The following is a 15,785-nucleotide window of genomic DNA, read 5'->3' as shown; positions in this document are numbered from 1 at the left end:
CAGAAATGCAGTGAAAATGTCAATACTTTTGTAAAAACATTAGAATAAATTTATATTTCAAGTCTAAATTTAGAATCTAAAATAAAAAATAATTAGAATTTTTTACTCTTATTTTTGATATTATCGTCTTTACAACTTTTCAGATTAAAATGTTAATTTTCCTATTAATAAAACTTCTCAGCAATTATAATTTTTAATATATATTATTAAACGTGATTTTCTGGTAATTCTTTTTGTAATCATGGTACTGTTGCAAAATATCATTTTATGTATCCAGATTATAGGTAGTAGTTTTAGCTCTTTACACTAGATTTCAACATCTAGTGCTTGTTTTTGGTATAATATTAATATGAAAAACAAAAATAATATACCATGCTTAAATTTTAATTTAAATCACGGGACAAATTCAATTTCTAAAGTATATAAATGTTTTGATTAAAACTTCAATTAAAAAGAAAAAGCTATTGCAAAATAACATTTTTAGTTATTTTGAAACAGCCCCATGATTAATACATTATACAAATAATCATAAAATTTTTTCTAAAAATTCCTTAACTCTTTCATTTTCAGAATTTTCAAAAAATTTCTTTACTTCCTTAGTGTCTTCAATGATTTTTCCATTCTCTACAAAAATAATTCTATTAGCAACTTTTTTTGCAAATCCCATTTCATGAGTTACTACCGCCATGGTCATACCATCTTTAGCTAAATGTTCCATTAAGTCTAAAACTTCTCCTACTTTTTCAGGATCTAATGCAGACGTAGGCTCATCAAATAATATAAGATCCGGATTCATCATTAATGCACGTATTATAGCTATTCTTTGTTTTTGGCCTCCTGATAATTCATTAGGAAAAGATTCTTTTTTATCCTTTAATCCTATCATATCAAGTAGTTCCAAGGCTTTTTTATTAGCTTCTTTTTCTGAAATATGCTTTAATGTAACTGGTGCTAAGGTTAAATTTTTTAATATTGTTAAATGTGAAAAAAGATTAAAATTTTGAAAAACCATTCCTACTTTTTCTCTAAATTGATTAATATCTGTATCTTTACTTATTTTATTTCCATCTAAGTAAATTTGTCCTTCATCCGGAATCTCTAAAAGATTCATAGTTCTAAGTAATGTAGACTTCCCAGATCCGGAAGGTCCGATTATTACAACTATTTCTCCCTTATTAATTTCAAAACTAACATTATCTAAAACTTTTGAATTAAAAGTTTTGCTTATATTTTTAATCTCTAACATAGTTAAATTTCCCTTCTAATTTCTTAAATCCAATTTCAAAAACTTTTACCAATATATAATAAATTAATGCAGTTGTAAAATATGGAATATATGCTGTAAATTTATTACTAATTATAATGTTTGCTCCTCTTGTAAGTTCAAGTAACCCTATTGCCCCTGCAATAGATGTTTCTTTTAATAAAGTTATACATTCATTACCTAATACCGGCAAACTTATTATTAAAGACTGTGGTAATATAATTTTTCTAAATGTTTGAGAAAAATTCATACCCAAAGCTCTTGCAGCCTCGATTTCTCCCTTTTTAACCGACTTAAATGCACCTCTAAAAATCTCAGCAACATATGCTGAAGAATTTATTCCAAATGTAAGAACTGCAACAACTTCTAAGTTTTTAACCGATGAAAGAATTATATTAAACATTATCAAAAGTTGAATCATTGTAGGAGTTCCTCTTATTATAGATACAAATATTGACACTACTCTATTTAACACTATCAATATAATTCCTTTTACTGAATCAAATTTAGGATTTAATTCAGTATAATATAGTTTAATAACAGAAATTAACAAACCTAGTGTTATTCCTAGTATCAATGAAAAAAATGTAACTATTAATGTAATTTTCAATCCTTCAGCAAGATATTTCCACATGCCATCCTCAAATAAAACATTTTTAACTTTTTCCACAAAAGGCAAAATCTCCGCTTTATTGCTTTCACTATTAATATATTTTTTTGTTATTTTATCAATAATTCCATTATCTTGTAGTTCTTTGATTGCTTTATTTACCTTATCTAACAAATATTTGTTATTTTTATTAATAGCAATTGCATATTCTTCTTCAACATATGGTGCTTCAATTTTTTTCAAAGCACTATCATTTGACAAGTAATTTCTTCCTGTTTGTTGATCTATCATAATAGCATCAATTTTGCCATTTTTCATCGCCAAAATTGCATCCGAAATTTTATCAAAAGATTGTACATTTTTTTCTCCAAAATCATCTTTTGCGTAAATATCTCCCGTTGTCCCTAATTGAGTCCCTATTTTTTTATCTTTCAAATCTTCAATTTTTTCTAATCTAGAATTTGAATTTAATAAAACTATTTGAGTACTTTTCGCATAAGGTACGGAAAAATTTATTGACTTTAATCTTTCTTCCGTTATTGTCATACCTGCCATTCCAATATGAGCTTTACCACTTTCAATAGATGAAATAATTGTATTAAATTCCATATCAACTATATTTAATTTTAAGTTAAGTTTTTCAGCAATTTTATTTGCTATTTCCATGTCAATTCCTACAATTTTTCCATCCTTAATGAATTCATACGGTGGAAATGTTGCATTTGTTGCAACTGTAAGTGTATCCTTATTTGTTTCCTGTGCAAACACATTAGAACCATTTATAAAAATTATAAATGCTACTAAAATATTTATTAGTGTTTTTTTCATCTTATCCTCCCAAAATTTAAAATAAAAAATGAGCATTATCCTTAATAGGACGAAGCTCATTAACATTCGTGGTACCACCCATTTTCACTTATTTTTCACAAAATAAATCTCATCAAGTAACTATCATTACTCTTCGCTATAACGGGCTACCCGAATATGCCTACATATCAACATATTAGTTCAGAGGCTCTTTTCATTATAAATTAGACCATCTCCTCACACCATACAAGACTCGCTTTGGCTTACAATATAACTACTCTTCTCTTCAAAACATTTAATATTTTTAGTATAATATCAAACTAAGTTGCACTTGTCAATATAAATATTTTTTTTATATAATAAAAATAAAAAAATGAGGTATATATGAAAAAACAAGTATATATTTTTTTGTTACTTATTTTAATTTTATTTAGCAACACTACATTTGCTACGAATAATAAAATACCAAATAATCAGCAAAAACAAGTAAATGGGATACAAAAAAATATTTCAAAATTTTATAAAGCGAAAATTGAGAAAATCGAAAAATACAATAAAGGTAAAGATAAATTTGAAAAATATAATTTAGTTATTTTAGATGGAAATTTATCAGGGAAAAATATCGAAATAAACAAATTAATTCTACAAAACGCACAATTTCAAATAGAATATAAGGCCGATCAAACAGTAATAATATTTCAAAATGAAGTAAATTCGGAATTTGTATTATATGATCATTACAGAATGACATGGGTCTATTATCTTTTAATTTTATTTGTATTTATAGTAATATTAATCGCTCAAAAAGCTGGTCTTAAATCATTAATAACAATGTTTATTTCTATAGCTATGATATTAACTTTAATATATTTAATAACATTAGGATATTCTCCTATTAAAGCAACTATAATTACATCAATTATAAACACAATCATCACACTATTAATTATTGGAAAATTTGCAAAAAAAACTTTTGCAGCTATCTTAGCAACAATATTTGGTATATTTATTTCATACTTGATTGCAAGTATATTTGGACCAAATGCACATATCACAGGTTTGTCCAATGAAAACGCAGTAATGATGCAATTTTTACCGGTTCCAATATCCGCAGAAAAAGTTTTATATTCAAGTATGATTATTGGAGCATTGGGAGCAATTATGGACGTAGCAATGAGTACAGCATCATCAATCGAAGAAATAAGCAAAGCAGATCCTGGAATAACATTCTGGAATTTATTCAAATCAGGAATGAATGTAGGTAAAGATATAATCGGAACAATGTCAAACACACTTGTTTTAGCATATTTCGCCTCAGCATTACCACTATCAATTTTAATATTTTCATACAATTCACATATGCCATTTTTCTATAATATGGATATATTTATAACTGAATTTGTAAGAATATTTGCCGGAAGCATAGGACTTGTATTAGTTATACCTTTTTCATGTTTTATTGCTACAGCTTTATATAAAAGGAAATAATGTTTTGAATATTGCAGGGGTGACGCACCCCTGCTTTTTTTCATTTAGCTCTTTCGCTAGAGCCATTTTCATCTACATTTTTTCATAATAGACCCAGCCTTTTTCCATTTCCTTATTTTGCTAGGGCCATTTTTCTTTAATTTTTTATGTTATAGCCCCAGCATATCTTATTTTCTTCATTTCGCTAGTGCCATTTTTTAATTTTCCCCAAAAATTCTGCCCTAGCCTTTTTCCAATTCTTTCTTTTGATGGGGCTATTTTTCTTTAATTTTTTATGTTCTAGCCCTAGCATATCTTATTTTCTTCATTTCGCTAGGGCCATTTTTTAATTTTTTCCAAAAATTCTGCCCTTGCCTTTTTCCAATTCTTTCTTTTGATGGGGCTATTTCTTAATTTTCAAACAAAATTCTGCCCCTTCTTTTTCCCATTTCCTTATTTCGATAGGGCCATTTTTCTTTACTTTTTTACGTTCTAGCCCCAGCATATCTAATTTTCTTCATTTCGCTAGTGCCATTTTTTAATTTTCCCCAAAAATTCTGCCCTAGCCTTTTTTCAATTCTTTCTTTTGATGGGGCTATTTCTATGGAAATTACTAAGAACATTACCAAAGCCTTTTTCGAAGCCATTGATAAACTCATTTCCAAGACCATTGCCGTGGCCATTAATAAGCATATGCCAAAATAATAATATTAAAATTAAAATTTAACTTCTAAAAAACTTCCCTAATAACCTCATTTATAGTATCACACTCAACAACATCTAAAGTCTTGAATTTTCTCTTATCTACCTTACTCTTAGAAATATAAGCTTTTTTAAATCCTAATCTATCAAGTTCTAAAAGTCTTTTTTCAATTTCCGGAACACGCTTCAATTCACCTGTTAATCCAACTTCAGCAATAAATACGGTAGAATTATCTATACCTTTATTTTTTAATGATGAAACTATACTCATTATTATTGCTAAATTTACCGATTGCTCTGACAATTTTAATCCACCAGTAGTTTTTAATATTACATTTTTATCGTATAAGTTAATACCTGATCTTTGTTCGAGAATTGAAATTAAGGTATTAAGTTGGTCTTTTCTTAAACTATCACCTATTCTTATTGGATATGGTGTAAATGAATGTGACACCAATGATTCAACCTCTACAGTTATAATTCTTGAACCTTCTTTTATAACTGAAATAGCTGAACCCTCTACAGGGTGTTTTCTCGGCGTTATAAAATATTCTGAAGGATTTTGAACTTCTTTAAGTCCTCCTTCTTCCATATTAAATAAGCCAATTTCTCCAGTATATCCAAAACGATTTTTAGTTGTTCTTAAAACTCTCAATTGAGAGTCTGACTCCGACTCTAAAATTAGTACAGTATCAACCAAATGTTCCAAAGTCATTAAGCCTGCCATTTCTCCTGATTTTGTCATGTGCCCAATCATTATCGCAGCTTTAGGTTTCTCAGTACTTTTACAAATATTTACAAGTTCATTAGCACATTCTATTGTCTGTGTTGGAGTTCCTGGTCGTTGTGAATATTGTTCTAATCCTAAAGTTTGAATAGAGTCCAAAAATATAACATCAGGGTTAAGCACTTCTATTTCATGAAGAGCTATATCCATTGAGTTTGTTGAAATTATAAATATATCCTCAGGAATCACATCCATTATCCTTAATGCTCTATTTTTAATTTGAGATTCCGATTCTTCACCGGATATATATAAAATTTTATGACCATGTAAAGCTAAATTTTTCGCTATTTCAAGTAATAATGTTGATTTACCGGCACCTGGTTTAGCAGTTAAAATAGATATGCTATCCTTAACTATCCCGCCTCCAATGGTTCTATCAAATTCATTGATATTTGTAAGAAATCTTTCTGACGAATCGACTTTTATCGAATTTAACCTATTTGATTTTTTATAGATTTTTTTTGAACTTAAACTTTGTGACTTTGACTTTTTTTCAACTACTTCTTCTACTAAACTGTCCCAAGCACCACAGCTTGGACATTTCCCAGTCCAAGCTATTTGCTCTTCACCACAGTTTATACATTTAAAAACTGTTTTTAATTTCATATTACTTTCCTAATTCATTTATTGAAATTTTTGAATTTCTTAAAATAATTGAGATTTTTTTGTTCTTTGAAATGCCTGATTCCAATATTTTTTGAGCAATTAAATCTTCAATTTCTGTTTTAATCGCTCTATCTAACGGTCTAGCACCATAAGCATCATCAAATCCAACTTCAGCAATTTTTTCAACTACTTTATCAGTATATTTAGCTTCATATCCCATTTCTGAAATTCTATCAATTAATCCATCTAATTTTAATTTCACTATCTCTTTAATATTTTCCTTATTTAATCTATTAAATACGATAATATCATCAATTCTATTTAGAAATTCAGGTTTAAACAAATTCTTAAGTGCATTATTAACTATTTCTTTAGTGTGTTCATAATCTCTCTTAGATTTCATTTCTTCTGATTCAAAACCAATTGTATTTCTCTTAGAAAGTTGAGAAGCCCCGGCATTTGAAGTCATTATGATTATTGTATTTGTAAAATCTACTTCTCTTCCTTGAGAATCAGATAATCTACCCTCATCAAGAATCTGTAATAAAATATTGAAAATATCAGGATGAGCCTTTTCAATTTCATCAAATAATATAACCGAATATGGATTAGTTCTAACTTTTTCTGTAAGTTGTCCCCCTTCATCGTATCCAACATATCCCGGAGGAGAACCAATAAGTTTAGAAACTGCATGTTTTTCCATGTATTCACTCATATCTATTCTTATTAAACTATTTTCATTTTCAAATATTTCTTCAGCTAATTGTTTTGCTAAATAAGTTTTTCCCACACCTGTTGGTCCAACAAATATAAACGTACCTATTGGACTATCCTTATCCTTAAGTCCAACCCTAGCTCTTTTAATAGCTTTTGAAACTTTTTCAACAGCATCATCTTGTCCAATCACCGTACCTTTTAGATTTTTATCAAGATCTCTATATCTTTCATTTTCTTCTTTTGTAAGTTTTGTTACAGGTACTTTAGCCCATTCTGAAATTATTGAACGAATTTTCTCTACAGTGATTTCTGATGTGTATTGTATTTCATCAGACTCTTCTTCTTTTTGATTAAATTCCATAATTTTCAATTCAACTTCATTTATCTTATCTCTAATAAAGGCTGCTTTTTCATAATTTTGTATATTTACAGCTTCTTCTTTTTGTTTATTTAATTCAGCGTATTCATCTTGTAATTTTTTTAGTTCTTCAGGAATCTTAAATGAATCAACTTTTAGATTAGAAGATGCTTCATCAATAACATCTATAGCCTTGTCAGGTAAGAATCTATCAACTAAATATCTATCTGATAATTTTACAGCTTCTTCAATAATTTCATCAGTTATTTTAATTCTATGAAATTTTTCATAATATTTTTTAATTCCCTTAATAATTTCAATTGTTTCTTCAACAGAAGGCTCCTCTATTTGAATTGGTTGTAATCTCCTTTCAAGTGCAGCTTCTTTTTCAATAAACATTCTGTATTCATCTACTGTAGTTGCACCAATTATCTTTAACTCTCCTTTTGTCAAATATGGCTTCATAATATTTGAAGCATCAAGTGATCCCTCTGATGAACCAGCTCCAACAATAGTATGAATTTCATCTATAAATATTATTACATTTTCTAAAGACGTAACTTCTTTCAAAGTATCAGAAATTCTTTTTTCAAAATCTCCACGATACTTAGTACCAGCTACCATTTGTGCCATATCTAAAGCTATAATTCTCATACCTTTCATAATATCAGGAACATCATTTTGAGCTATCTTTTTTGCTAATCCTTCAACAATAGCTGTTTTACCTACACCAGGTTCTCCAATAAGTATCGGATTATTCTTAGTACGTCTTGTAAGCACTTGAATAATTCTATTTATTTCTTTATCTCTACCTATAACTCCATCTATTTTAGCTAGAGCCTTTTCAACTAAATCTTGCCCATATTTAGATAAATTTGGAGTTTTTGTTAATTGAGAAGATTTAAGCTTATTTGTCATATAATAATCCAAAATCATGTAAACCTGTTGAGGATTTACATTTGTATCTACCAACATTTCTTTTGCTAAAGTATCGGAAACTAAAAGATTGATTAATAATAATTCTTCAAGAGTATTATCTTTATTTCCTCTCTTTTTTTGTAATAATACATCATCCATTATATCTTTAAGTTCTTGTGTTGTACCTATGATTTTACTCGATTCTTCCCTATTTAATCTATTTTTCAAATATTCATTTAATAAAATATAATCCGCTCCTGCCGTGCTTAAAGCCTTGGATTCCAATCCACCAGTCTTCATAAGCGCAAGTAATGCATGTTCTGTACCGATATATTTAGATTTTAAGACCGTAGCTTCGTCAACAAGTTTTTGCATTAGTTCTCTAAAATTCATTATTTATTAACCTCTTTTTGTAATTGTCTAATTATCATTATTTTCTTATTGATTTCTCTCATTTCATCTCTAGATGTTGCAGCTGCTAAATAATCTTCTTTTTGTAAATGTAACTTTAACTCTTCTTTTTTCTTTTCAGCTGCGTGTTTCAACATTCTTATTTCTCTAGCTTGCTTTAATTCATCCTTTACATTAATATTTTCTTTGGATTTTTTATTTGTTTCATCATAAAGATTGTCTTTTTCTCTTTTTTTAGTATTTCTAAAATATGTTTGAGAATTATCCGATAATCCCTTAAATATATCATTCAAATCTCCATTAAACCTTGAAAAATCTATTCCTGAATTTTCAAAATTCATTTCAGTCACATCAAAGTTTTCCGGATTCAAATTGTTCATATCAAAGTTTTCATCATTTATAGCTTCACTTATAAATTTTTCAAATTCATCTTTATTATCCTTGAAAAACTTAAACATTTTCTTTTGAATTTCTTCTGGATCAATTTCTCCATTTTCATCACTCAATGAATCCACCATATTTTTTAATTGTTCTTGGTAACAATCATTGCATATGCTTATTTTTTTCATTTTTCCATTAATCATCATGAAAACTTCCATATCAGCATCATTACCACAATTAAAACATTGCATAATTACCTCCTAATCTCTCACTAGAGCTAATAATATATTTTTAAATATACTTGCTCTAACTAAACTTCTGTCATTTACTTCTATATGTCTAAGTGCATTATCATCCAAACTATGCTGAATAATACGTGCTTCTTTAATAGTTAAAATATCTTCTTGAACAAGCCCTCTAAGTATATGTAAAACTTTGTCCAGTGTTATAGTCTTATCTATAGTTCCATTTAATATCTTATTTATTAACTGCTCTTCTGTCATTTCTAGCTTTATAATTTTTATATACCCTCTTCCACCTCTTCTACTTTCCACATAATATCCTTTATATGGTGTAAATCGAGTCGTAAGTACATAATTTATTTGAGAAGGTGCACAATTAAACCTTTCAGCTAATTCATTTCGTCCTATTTCAATAAACTCTTTCTCAGTATCATTCATCATATCAAGTAAAAATTTTTCTATCTGTGTTGTTAATCCCATTTTGTCCTTCTTTGACTTTAATTCAAAAAAATATAATAATTTATTCAAAATAATTTTACCATCTTTTACCTTTGTTGTAAAGTTTTTTAATATCTTAAAAATATTTGAAAATATCATTAAAATACTACATTTTATTTTTTTTTGATATATAATTAAGACAAACATTAAAATTATTTAATAAATAGCTATTTTTTTATTCAATTTACAGCTATTGTGATTAGGATCACATTTTAATAAATAATTAAATGTTATAATATAGATAAATAAATAACAAGGAGGAATTGCATGACAATTTGGGACAAATTTTTGGGTGAAAAATGGAAAAAAGAAATAAATGTTAGAGATTTCATTCAAAACAACTATACAGAATATAAGGGTGATGATACATTCTTAGCAGGTCCTACAGAAGCTACAACAAAATTATGGGCTCAAGTAATGGACTTATTCAAACAAGAAAGAGAAAATGGTGGCGTGTTAGATATGGATACAAGTATCATATCAACAATTACATCACACGGGCCAGGATACTTAAATAAAGAACTAGAAACAATCGTAGGTTTCCAAACAGATAAACCGTTAAAAAGATCATTCCAACCATTTGGTGGTATTAGAGTAAGTGAATCATCATGTGAATCATATGGTTATACTCCAGATCCAGAAGTACATAAAATTTTCACAGAATACAGAAAAACACATAACCAAGGGGTATTTGATGTTTATACTCCTGAAATGAGAGCTATCAGAAAATCCGGTGTTGTTACAGGTTTACCAGATGCTTATGGTAGAGGTAGAATTATAGGTGACTATAGAAGAGTAGCTTTATATGGTATTGACAAATTAATTGAAGACAAATTAAACCAAATCGATTCAGTATCTCCTATCATGTCAGAATACAACATTAGACTAAGAGAAGAATTAAGAGATCAGGTTACATCATTAAAAGAATTAAAAGAATTAGGTCAAATTTACGGATATGACATTTCTAAACCAGCTCAAAATGCTAAAGAAGCTATCCAATGGTTATACTTTGGCTACTTAGCAGCAATCAAACAACAAAACGGAGCTGCAATGAGTTTAGGTAGAACATCAACATTCTTAGATATCTATATTGAACACGATTTGAAAGAAGGTATAATCACAGAAGAAGAAGCTCAAGAAATGATTGACCACTTCATCATGAAATTAAGAATGGTTAAATTTGCAAGAACTCCTGAATATAATGATTTATTCTCAGGTGATCCAACATGGGTAACAGAATCATTAGCAGGTGTTGGTTTAGATGGAAGATCATTAGTAACAAAAAACTCTTTCAGATATTTACACACATTAACAAACCTAGGTACATCACCAGAACCAAACTTGACAGTATTATGGTCAGTACATCTACCAGAAAACTTCAAGAGATTCTGTGCTAAGATGTCAATTGATACATCATCAATCCAATACGAAAATGATGATATCATGAGACAAACTCACGGTGATGACTATGCTATTGCATGTTGTGTATCATCAATGAGAGTTGGTAAAGAAATGCAATTCTTTGGTGCTAGAGCAAACTTAGCAAAATGTCTATTATACGCTATAAATGGTGGTGTTGACGAAAAATTATTAAAACAAATTGGGCCAAAATATAGACCAATAACATCAGAATATTTAGACTTCGATGAAGTAAAAGAAAAATTTGAAGATATGATGGAATGGTTAGCTGGTATCTATGTAAATACATTAAATGTAATCCATTACATGCATGATAAATACGCTTATGAAAGTGTACAAATGGCTTTACATGATAGAGATGTTAAGAGATACTTTGCAACAGGTATCGCCGGATTATCAGTAGTTGCAGACTCATTGTCAGCTATTAAATATGCAAAAGTTAAAACAATTAGAAATGAAGAAGGAATCGTAGTTGACTATGAAATAGAAGGTGATTTCCCTAAATATGGTAACAACGATGATAGAGCTGATGAATTAGCAGTATACGCTGTACAATCATTTATGGCAAAAGTAAGAAAACATCCAACTTACAGAGATGGTGTACCTACAACATCAATCTTAACAATTACATCAAATGTTGTATATGGTAAGAAAACCGGTAATACACCAGATGGTAGAAGATTAGGTCAACCATTTGCACCAGGTGCTAACCCAATGCACGGAAGAGATACATCAGGAGCTTTAGCTTCATTATCATCAGTAGCAAAAATTCCTTATAAGGATGCCCAAGACGGTATTAGTAATACATTCTCAATCATTCCGGGTGCTTTAGGTAAAGATAACAAAGTATTTGCCGGTGAAATAGACTTAGACGAATTAGATATAGATATTGATTTAGAAAGTTTAGATTTAGAAAGAGTAACTGATACTTGTGTAGGCAACGCATGTAGCATTCCTACATTAAAAAATATTAATCCTGATGAAGGAAAATAATAAGTAGATTATATTTATATAAAAAAGGAGAAAAATCATGGCAAACAAAACACAAATAGATAACCTAGTATCAATGTTAGACGGATATGTAGAAAAAGGTGGTCACCACTTAAACGTTAACGTATTTAATAAAGAAACATTATTAGATGCTCAAGCTCACCCAGAAAAATATCCTCAATTAACAGTTAGAGTTTCAGGATATGCTGTAAACTTTACAAAATTAACAAAAGAACAACAAGACGACGTAATCGCAAGAACATTCCACAGAGGACTATAATATGAATCTAGATACCGTTGGATATATACACTCTAAAGAAACTTTCGGTACAGTGGATGGTCCAGGTGTCAGATATGTATTATTTTTACAAGGATGTCCGATGAGATGTCTTTACTGCCACAATCCGGATACATGGGCTTCGTTTGGTGGTAAAGAAATGACTGTAAAAGAAGTTTTAGATGATTACGAAAGTTATCGCCCATTCTTAAAAGATGGTGGTATAACATTATCAGGAGGAGAATCTCTGGTACAAATGGATTTTGTGTTGGATCTTTTTGAAGCTTGTCAAGCTAGAAATATTCATACCTGTCTAGATACATGCGGAATTACATTTAGAGATAATAATCCTGAACTTTTGAAGAAATTTGAAAAATTAATGGAAGTTACCGATATAGTAATGTTAGATATTAAACATGTAAATCCTAGACAACACAAAGTATTAACAGGACATTCAAATGAAAATATTATTAAATTCTTAAAATTTATGGATGATCATAATATGAATATTTGGATTAGACACGTTATTGTTCCTAGAATTACATTTAATAAAAATTTCCTATATCAAACAGGTGAATTACTTGGTAATTATGACAACATAACAGCAATTGACGTGCTTCCCTATCACACAATGGGGGTAGATAAGTATAAAGAATTAGGTTTTAAATATCCATTAGATGGAGTTCCTTCTTTAAGTAATCAAGATGCTGAAATTGCAAAAAAAATAATTCTTATGGGAAGAAGAGATACAAGAAAAAAACTTGGTAAAATTTCCAAATAATATGGTAATATATTCTTAAGAGGGATTTATGAAATATTTAAAAGAATTATTTAAACAAGGAAAATTAAATTATAAAAAAATTCCTCTTCTTGACTCATTGTCAGAAGAGGAATTTTTACGTATAAGATCAGATTTCTATGTTATAGAATATAACAAAGGCGAAACTATATTTAGATCTTTTGATCCGGCAGATAAAATGTACATAATTTTAGATGGCGAAATGAAAATATCTAAAATTATGTCAGATGGAAAAGAACAAATTTTATACATCTATGAACCAGGAGATTTTGTAGGTGGACATAATATTTTATCAGGTGACAGATACGAATATACTGCTTATGCCTTAAATAAAACTACAGTTTTAACTATTTCTTCTTATGATGTGAACAATGTATTAAAGCATAATATAAAATTTATAACTAAAGTATTAGAACAATCATATGAAAGAATAAGAAAAGCTGAAGATTTAATTGATAGACTTTCTGTTATTAGTACTGATGTTAGAGTAGCAAAACTTTTAAGAACATTAGTAAACTTATATGGTCACGGCACTGATAAAGGTATCTTAATAAAATATAATGTTACTCAAGAAGAGCTTGGTTCCCTAGCGGGGGTTTCAAGAGAAACTATGAGTAGAAAATTAAATCAATTTGAAGAAGAAGGCATATTAAAATTAATTTCAAGAGGAAAAATTTTAATAAAAGACTACGAAAAAATTGAGAATATATTAATCTAAAACTATATTAAGTAACAAAATAAAAGATATTACAGAATATATAATAAATTTTAATAAAACACATAGAAAGGCCTCAGATCTTAATATCTGGGGCTTGTTTTGGATATAATATTGATATGAGTGGATAATTTTTGTTTATCAATATATTACTGAATATGATATATTGATAATTTTAAAAATTGCTTCTACCTTCAATAAAAAATCCTCCTGATTAAGTTTATATTACCTTAATCAGAAAGATTTTCATACACAAAATTTATTACAGTCTCCATTTTCTATAGTTTAAGATTTGTTTTCTATATATCTTAAATCATTAACTCTATCTATTATAAACTTTCCATCCTCAAAATTTCTCCATTTGTTTCAATCACTTTTTTAAACCAATAAAAAGAATCCTTTTTATATCTATCATAACTTCCTCTCCCCTTATCATCTGCATCAACATAAATAAATCCATATCTTTTACTCATTTGCGATGTTCCACAACTAACTAAATCTATACATCCCCAAACTGTATATCCTAATACTTCTACACCTGAATCTATTGCATTTAAAAGTTCAACTAAGTGCTTTTTAATATAATCTATTCTATAATAATCGTGAACTTTTTTATCATCTGTAAGTTCATCATTAGCTCCTAATCCATTTTCACAAACAAAAATTGGTAACTGATACCTATCATACAATTTTTCAACAGATATTCTTAACCCTATAGGATCAATTGGCCAATCCCATTGAGATAGTTCTAGGTATTCATTTTTTATAGGACTATCAAATGTTCCGGCTATTTCATCAGCATCTTCCCTAAATTCGGCTACATGAGACATATAATAACTTATTGCAACGTAATCAACTTTTCCTTGATATAAAACTTCTTTATCTTCTTCTGTAATTTCAACATTTATATTATGTTTTTTAAAGTAATTTAAAATATATCTTGGATAATAACCTCTTACTTGAACATCAGGATAAAACATATTTAATTGATTTGCTTTATGTGCCTGTAATTGATCTAATGGTTTTGTTGTCCTTGCATATGACTCAATTTGATTAATCATACATCCTATAATTGCATTCGGCATAATCTCATGAGCTAATTTAACTGCTTTTGCACTGGCTAAAAATTGATTGTGAACAGCTTTATAAGCAGCTTCAACCTTATTTTCTACCCTATCAGAAAATATGCCGGCTCCTGTATACAAGCTATTAAGACTCATGTTAATTTCATTAAAAGTAATCCAATATTTTACTTTGTTTTTATATCTTTCAAAAATTACTCTCGCATATTTTTCAAAAAATCCGATTAAATCTCTACTTAGCCAGCCATTATAATGTTCTGTTAAATAAATAGGCATTTCATAGTGTGACATAGTTACTAATGGTTCAATTCCATATTTTTTCAATTCATCAATTACATTATCATAAAACTTTAACCCTTCTTCATTTGGATTATCTTCAATTCCTGTTGGAAATATTCTTGCCCATGAAATCGATAATCTAAAAATTTTAAATCCCATTTCAGCAAATAATTTTATATCTTCCTTATATCTATGATAAAAATCTATTCCTCTTCTTTTTGGAAAATTGTATTGATTTGGATTTTCATAATACTGCTTATATTCTTCCGATGTTACATTAAAAGTAAAATTATCTACTTTACCATTAATATACGGATCTTTATAAGCTGCAAAATCTGAAGTGGAAAGACCCTTTCCCCCTTCATTATATGCTCCCTCAATTTGATTTGCAGCAGTTGAACCACCTATTAAAAATTCTTTTGGAAAATTATTTAACATTTTTATCTCCTTTTCTAT

13 protein-coding genes and 1 other annotated feature are annotated in these 15,785 nt (G+C 28.5%); of the genes, 5 read left to right on the top strand and 8 right to left on the bottom strand.

Features of this window, described 5'->3' with window-relative positions; genetic code table 11:
- Positions 1-526 precede the first annotated feature (526 nt).
- Together EQF90_RS00875 and EQF90_RS00870 are read right to left on the bottom strand one after the other, a co-directional pair.
- The gene (locus EQF90_RS00875) at positions 527-1,246 is read right to left on the bottom strand and encodes an amino acid ABC transporter ATP-binding protein (RefSeq protein WP_134711375.1); all 720 of its coding nucleotides are present in this window, start codon (positions 1,244-1,246) and stop codon (positions 527-529) included.
- A complete protein-coding gene (locus tag EQF90_RS00870; protein ID WP_167604051.1) occupies positions 1,233-2,702 on the bottom strand; it encodes an ABC transporter permease subunit in 1,470 nt (489 codons plus the stop codon). The genes EQF90_RS00875 and EQF90_RS00870 overlap by 14 nt, the downstream gene beginning before the upstream one ends.
- A 42-nt stretch (positions 2,703-2,744) precedes the next feature.
- Positions 2,745-2,980, bottom strand: a binding site (T-box leader).
- Positions 2,981-3,065: 85 nt separating this feature from the next.
- On the opposite strand from EQF90_RS00870, the gene EQF90_RS00865 reads away from it, so the two are divergent.
- Complete coding sequence (locus tag EQF90_RS00865; protein WP_134711373.1) at positions 3,066-4,169, top strand: YibE/F family protein; 1,104 nt, start codon at positions 3,066-3,068, stop codon at positions 4,167-4,169.
- Positions 4,170-4,633: 464 nt separating this feature from the next.
- Here EQF90_RS00865 and EQF90_RS00860 read toward each other — a convergent pair whose 3' ends face one another.
- The 5 genes from EQF90_RS00860 to EQF90_RS00840 all read right to left on the bottom strand — a co-directional run bounded on the left by EQF90_RS00860 (position 4,634) and on the right by EQF90_RS00840 (position 9,867).
- Entirely contained in the window at positions 4,634-4,795 is a 162-nt protein-coding gene (locus EQF90_RS00860; RefSeq protein ID WP_167604049.1) for a hypothetical protein, read from the bottom strand.
- Between the two features lie 83 nt (positions 4,796-4,878).
- Positions 4,879-6,243, bottom strand: coding sequence for a DNA repair protein RadA (radA, locus tag EQF90_RS00855; protein ID WP_134711372.1), 1,365 nt, complete (start codon positions 6,241-6,243; stop codon positions 4,879-4,881).
- A gap of 1 nt (position 6,244) precedes the next feature.
- Positions 6,245-8,629 carry an ATP-dependent Clp protease ATP-binding subunit gene (locus tag EQF90_RS00850; protein WP_134711371.1) on the bottom strand — a complete coding sequence of 795 codons (2,385 nt, stop codon included), beginning with the start codon at positions 8,627-8,629 and terminating at the stop codon, positions 6,245-6,247.
- Positions 8,629-9,279: a hypothetical protein gene (locus EQF90_RS00845; RefSeq protein WP_134711370.1), complete on the bottom strand. Its 651-nt coding sequence runs from the start codon at positions 9,277-9,279 to the stop codon at positions 8,629-8,631. The genes EQF90_RS00850 and EQF90_RS00845 overlap by 1 nt, the downstream gene beginning before the upstream one ends.
- 9 nt (positions 9,280-9,288) lie before the next feature.
- The gene (locus EQF90_RS00840; RefSeq protein ID WP_245151246.1) at positions 9,289-9,867 is read right to left on the bottom strand and encodes a CtsR family transcriptional regulator; all 579 of its coding nucleotides are present in this window, start codon (positions 9,865-9,867) and stop codon (positions 9,289-9,291) included.
- A 168-nt stretch (positions 9,868-10,035) separates the two neighbouring features.
- On the opposite strand from EQF90_RS00840, the gene pflB reads away from it, so the two are divergent.
- From pflB to EQF90_RS00820, 4 genes are read left to right on the top strand one after another with little or no spacing between them, the layout of a single operon-like run.
- Positions 10,036-12,180 carry a formate C-acetyltransferase gene (gene pflB, locus EQF90_RS00835; RefSeq protein WP_134711369.1) on the top strand — a complete coding sequence of 715 codons (2,145 nt, stop codon included), beginning with the start codon at positions 10,036-10,038 and terminating at the stop codon, positions 12,178-12,180.
- A 37-nt stretch (positions 12,181-12,217) separates the two neighbouring features.
- Positions 12,218-12,457 carry an autonomous glycyl radical cofactor GrcA3 gene (grcA3, locus tag EQF90_RS00830; RefSeq protein ID WP_134711368.1) on the top strand — a complete coding sequence of 80 codons (240 nt, stop codon included), beginning with the start codon at positions 12,218-12,220 and terminating at the stop codon, positions 12,455-12,457.
- A 1-nt stretch (position 12,458) separates the two neighbouring features.
- Positions 12,459-13,235, top strand: a complete 777-nt coding sequence (gene pflA / locus EQF90_RS00825) for a pyruvate formate-lyase-activating protein (protein WP_134711367.1) — start codon at positions 12,459-12,461, stop codon at positions 13,233-13,235.
- Between the two features lie 28 nt (positions 13,236-13,263).
- The gene (locus EQF90_RS00820; protein WP_134711366.1) at positions 13,264-13,971 is read left to right on the top strand and encodes a Crp/Fnr family transcriptional regulator; all 708 of its coding nucleotides are present in this window, start codon (positions 13,264-13,266) and stop codon (positions 13,969-13,971) included.
- A gap of 326 nt (positions 13,972-14,297) precedes the next feature.
- Here EQF90_RS00820 and EQF90_RS00815 read toward each other — a convergent pair whose 3' ends face one another.
- Positions 14,298-15,767, bottom strand: coding sequence for a glycoside hydrolase family 1 protein (locus tag EQF90_RS00815; protein ID WP_134711365.1), 1,470 nt, complete (start codon positions 15,765-15,767; stop codon positions 14,298-14,300).
- Between the last annotated feature and the right edge of the window lie 18 nt (positions 15,768-15,785).

The sequence above is a fragment of the Helcococcus ovis genome (assembly GCF_004524775.2).
In the GTDB taxonomy this organism is placed as follows: domain Bacteria; phylum Bacillota; class Clostridia; order Tissierellales; family Peptoniphilaceae; genus Helcococcus; species Helcococcus ovis.
This window is presented reverse-complemented; position numbering and strand designations above follow the sequence as displayed.

Bases quoted from the DNA above. Each gene is read 5' to 3' on its own strand.
- EQF90_RS00875 (WP_134711375.1), bottom strand. From the start codon at position 1,246: ATGTTAGAGATTAAAAATATAAGCAAAACTTTTAATTCAAAAGTTTTA.
- EQF90_RS00870 (WP_167604051.1), bottom strand. From the start codon at position 2,702: ATGAAAAAAACACTAATAAATATTTTAGTAGCATTTATAATTTTTATA.
- EQF90_RS00865 (WP_134711373.1), top strand. From the start codon at position 3,066: ATGAAAAAACAAGTATATATTTTTTTGTTACTTATTTTAATTTTATTT.
- EQF90_RS00860 (WP_167604049.1), bottom strand. From the start codon at position 4,795: ATGGCTTCGAAAAAGGCTTTGGTAATGTTCTTAGTAATTTCCATAGAA.
- radA (WP_134711372.1), bottom strand. From the start codon at position 6,243: ATGAAATTAAAAACAGTTTTTAAATGTATAAACTGTGGTGAAGAGCAA.
- EQF90_RS00850 (WP_134711371.1), bottom strand. From the start codon at position 8,629: ATGAATTTTAGAGAACTAATGCAAAAACTTGTTGACGAAGCTACGGTC.
- EQF90_RS00845 (WP_134711370.1), bottom strand. From the start codon at position 9,279: ATGCAATGTTTTAATTGTGGTAATGATGCTGATATGGAAGTTTTCATG.
- EQF90_RS00840 (WP_245151246.1), bottom strand. From the start codon at position 9,867: ATGATATTTTCAAATATTTTTAAGATATTAAAAAACTTTACAACAAAG.
- pflB (WP_134711369.1), top strand. From the start codon at position 10,036: ATGACAATTTGGGACAAATTTTTGGGTGAAAAATGGAAAAAAGAAATA.
- grcA3 (WP_134711368.1), top strand. From the start codon at position 12,218: ATGGCAAACAAAACACAAATAGATAACCTAGTATCAATGTTAGACGGA.
- pflA (WP_134711367.1), top strand. From the start codon at position 12,459: ATGAATCTAGATACCGTTGGATATATACACTCTAAAGAAACTTTCGGT.
- EQF90_RS00820 (WP_134711366.1), top strand. From the start codon at position 13,264: ATGAAATATTTAAAAGAATTATTTAAACAAGGAAAATTAAATTATAAA.
- EQF90_RS00815 (WP_134711365.1), bottom strand. From the start codon at position 15,767: ATGTTAAATAATTTTCCAAAAGAATTTTTAATAGGTGGTTCAACTGCT.